The 3377-nt window shown below is 66.8% G+C and carries 3 protein-coding genes; 1 reads left to right on the top strand and 2 read right to left on the bottom strand.

Annotation, left to right across the window (positions count from 1 at the left end; translation table 11 throughout):
* The first annotated feature begins 310 nt into the window (after positions 1-310).
* A complete protein-coding gene (locus tag CCN51_RS48735) occupies positions 311-1777 on the top strand; it encodes a non-reducing end alpha-L-arabinofuranosidase family hydrolase (RefSeq protein ID WP_014175661.1) in 1467 nt (488 codons plus the stop codon).
* 675 nt (positions 1778-2452) lie between these two features.
* Here the strand turns inward: CCN51_RS48735 and msrB are convergent.
* Together msrB and CCN51_RS48725 are read right to left on the bottom strand one after the other, a co-directional pair.
* Positions 2453-2860 (bottom strand): peptide-methionine (R)-S-oxide reductase MsrB, encoded by a 408-nt coding sequence (gene msrB, locus CCN51_RS48730; protein ID WP_014175662.1) that lies wholly within the window; start codon positions 2858-2860, stop codon positions 2453-2455.
* 12 nt (positions 2861-2872) lie between these two features.
* Positions 2873-3377: glutamate ligase domain-containing protein (locus tag CCN51_RS48725; protein ID WP_281262485.1), on the bottom strand; the 505-nt coding region annotated here is incomplete at its 5' end.

The following is a 3377-nucleotide window of genomic DNA, read 5'->3' as shown; positions in this document are numbered from 1 at the left end:
GGTCGGGACGACTGTGCGGACGCTGCTTGCTCGACTTCCCTCCTCCACTCGGACGCCTTGGACTGGCGGGCCGTATCGCAAACTCCGGAGTGTGTCCGGTCGGTGCGACAGCTTGGCAAGCCCAAAAGGGAGGCGCTGTTTGTGGACAGATCGGCGGCAGGCCTTGACCAGAGGGCCCCACATTCCTAGCTTGTGGCGGCAGAGCATCCGGAAATTCTTCGAAAATTTCCAGGTTGTTGCTGTCCCCCGGCACGTACGCTCCGCGGTTCATCGAGGTCACCTCACCCCCGCCCCCAAAGGAGGCCCTCTTATGTGGTTTCGCCACCCGTCCCCGGTCCGTCTGAGACGCTTACTCTCCGTCCTTGCGCCCTTGCTGCTCATGGCTACCTTCCTCGGTGCCCAGCCCGCCGGCGCGGCGACCGTAGACCTCAACGCCTCGTATGTGCTGGTCAACCGCAACAGCGGCAAGGCCCTGGATGTCTACAACATGGCGACCAACGACGGCGCCCGCATCACCCAGTGGACGAGGAACGATCAGAACCAGCAGCAGTGGCAGTTCGTCGATTCCGGGGGCGGCTACTACCGCATCAAGTCCCGCCACTCCGACAAGGTCCTGGACATCCACAACTCGTCCACCGCGAACGGCGGCTCGATCGTCCAGTGGGCCGACCTGAACGGCACCAACCAGCAGTGGCGGCTGGCCGACAGCTCGGATGGCTACGTGAGGTTCATTTCGCGCCACAGCAACAAGGCCCTCGAAGTACAAGGTGCCTCCACCGCCGACAACGCGAACGTCGTCCAGTACGACGACTGGGGCGGCACCAACCAGCAGTGGCAGCTCGTCAAGGTCGGCGGCGGCAACCCCGGCCCGTGCGATCTTCCATCGACATACCGCTGGACATCAACGGGCGCGCTGGCGCAGCCCAAGCCGGGGTGGGTCTCGCTCAAGGACTTCACCGTCGTCCCCTACAACGGCAGGCAACTCGTCTATGCGACGACGCACGACACGGGGACGAGATGGGGTTCGATGAACTTCGGCCTGTTCACCAATTGGTCGGAGATGGCCTCGGCCAGTCAGAACACCATGTCGGCTTCCACCGTCGCGCCCACGCTCTTCTACTTCGCGCCGAAGAACATCTGGGTGCTCGCCTACCAGTGGGGTGGGACCGCCTTCTCCTACCGGACGTCGAGCGACCCCACCAACCCGAATGGCTGGTCATCCCAGCAGGTGCTCTTCTCCGGAAGCATCTCCGGCTCCGGAACAGGACCCATCGATCAGACGCTCATCGGTGACGGGACGAACATGTACCTGTTCTTCGCCGGTGACAACGGCAAGATCTACCGGGCCAGTATGCCGATCGGGAACTTCCCGGGCAGCTTCGGCACAACCTCGACAGTGATCATGAGCGATACGACGAACAACCTGTTCGAAGCCCCGCAGGTCTACAAGCTGCAGGGCCAGAACCGCTACCTCATGATCGTCGAGGCGATCGGCTCGCAGGGCCGCTACTTCCGCTCGTTCACGGCCACCAGTCTGAACGGCTCATGGACACCCCAGGCCGCGACCGAGAGCAATCCTTTCGCCGGCAAGGCCAACAGTGGCGCCACCTGGACCAACGACATCAGCCATGGCGAACTGATCCGCACCAGCCCCGATCAGACCATGACCGTCGATCCCTGCAATCTGCAGTTGCTCTACCAGGGGCGCAGCCCCAACTCCGGCGGCGACTACGGCCTCCTGCCCTACCGTCCGGGTCTGCTGACACTGCAGCGCTGACGGCGTGACACGAGTCCGGCTCCGGTATGGAGCCGGCGTGGCGGGCTCGGCGGAAGGCCGAGCCCGCCCAGGTCACGCGACAACGTCAGCGCCCATACGGCGACGGAGCGCGGGGTCTGGCAACGCTCACCAGCCCGTGGACCATCCCGTAACGCGGTGCCGCCGCCGGTGGCGCTTGCTGACGGTCCAGGCGCACCTGGTCGCCTGGTGCGCTGCTGACCAGCTCTTACGTAGAGATGCTTCCGTCTGATGGAAGCCGCCTTGCGCGGCAACCACACCCGTCAGGACCCTGATTCCAACCACGGCACGCGGGGCGACGGCGCCCAGCCGACAGGGACGGGAACCCCATGCCACACATGACCGCCATCGCCAGGAACCAGTGGTTCATGGAACGTACCGGCGCGGCAGGCTACCTACAGGAAGGGCTGTCCGCACGCGAGTTGGTGGCCATGCGAGCCCGACGGACCGTGAAGCGGGCCGCGTGTCCGGCGTGCGGGACACTATTGGCTCGTGTGCACAGCCGGTACGCATTTTGATGCGTCCAGGGCGTCCCGGCGCCGTCCACCGGCTTCCGACTGCGCTCCATCCTCGGCAGGACGCCCTCTATCGCCGGGTATCGTCCAGCGCGTCTGCCGTCCACGTGCCCAGTGGGCCGATGAGCCCACCGCACCGGCATCAGTCCTCGTCCCGCGTCAGCCGCAGCGAGATCGAGTTGATGCAGTAACGCTGGTCGGTCGGGGTCGGGTAGCCCTCGCCCGCGAAGACATGGCCGAGGTGGGAGCCGCAGCGGGCGCAGCGGACCTCGGTGCGGACCATGCCGAGCGAGCGGTCCTCGATCAGTTCGACGGCGGAGGACTCGGCCGGGTCGTAGAAGGACGGCCAGCCGCAGTGGCTCTCGAACTTGGTGTCGGAGCGGAACAGCTCGGCCCCGCAGGCCCGGCAGGAGTAGACGCCGGCCGTCTTGGTGTCGGTGTACTCACCGGTGAAGGCGCGCTCGGTGCCGGCCTCGCGGAGGACGTGGTACTCCTGCGGGGTCAGCTCCTCGCGCCACTGCTCTTCCGGCTTGTCGATCTCGTACGACATGGACTTACTCTCCTAGCTCTCCGCGCTGTCGAGGCTCCGCAGCCGGGCGAGGATCTCCGGACCGAGGTCGGTGACATCGCCCGCGCCCATGGTGAGAACAAGGTCACCGGGCTTGGCCATTCCAGCGATGAGCTCGGGGACCGCGGTCCGGTCGTGCTCGGCGACGACGTCGGCGCCGTGGCGGGCGGCGGCGTCGATGATCAGGGCGCTGGTGATGCCGGGGACCGGGTCTTCGCGGGCGGGGTAGATGTCCAGGACGACGCTGGCGTCGGCGAGGGCGAGCGCCTGGCCCATCTCGACGCCCAGCTCGCGGGTGCGGCTGAAGAGGTGCGGCTGGAAGACGACCAGCACCCGGCCGTCGCCCGCGCCGCCGCGGATCGCCTCGAGGTCGGCGGAGATCTCGGTGGGGTGGTGTGCGTACGAGTCGATGACCTGCACCCCGGCGGCGACGCCCTTGAGCTGGAGGCGGCGCCTGACGCCGGTGTACGAGCCGAGGGCGGGGGCCAGCTCGCGGGCG

This window comes from Streptomyces milbemycinicus, from assembly GCF_002154605.1.
Classification (GTDB): Bacteria; Actinomycetota; Actinomycetes; order Streptomycetales; family Streptomycetaceae; genus Streptomyces; species Streptomyces milbemycinicus.
The sequence above is the reverse complement of the archived record's forward strand: the minus strand, read 5'-3'. Positions and strand labels throughout refer to the sequence as shown.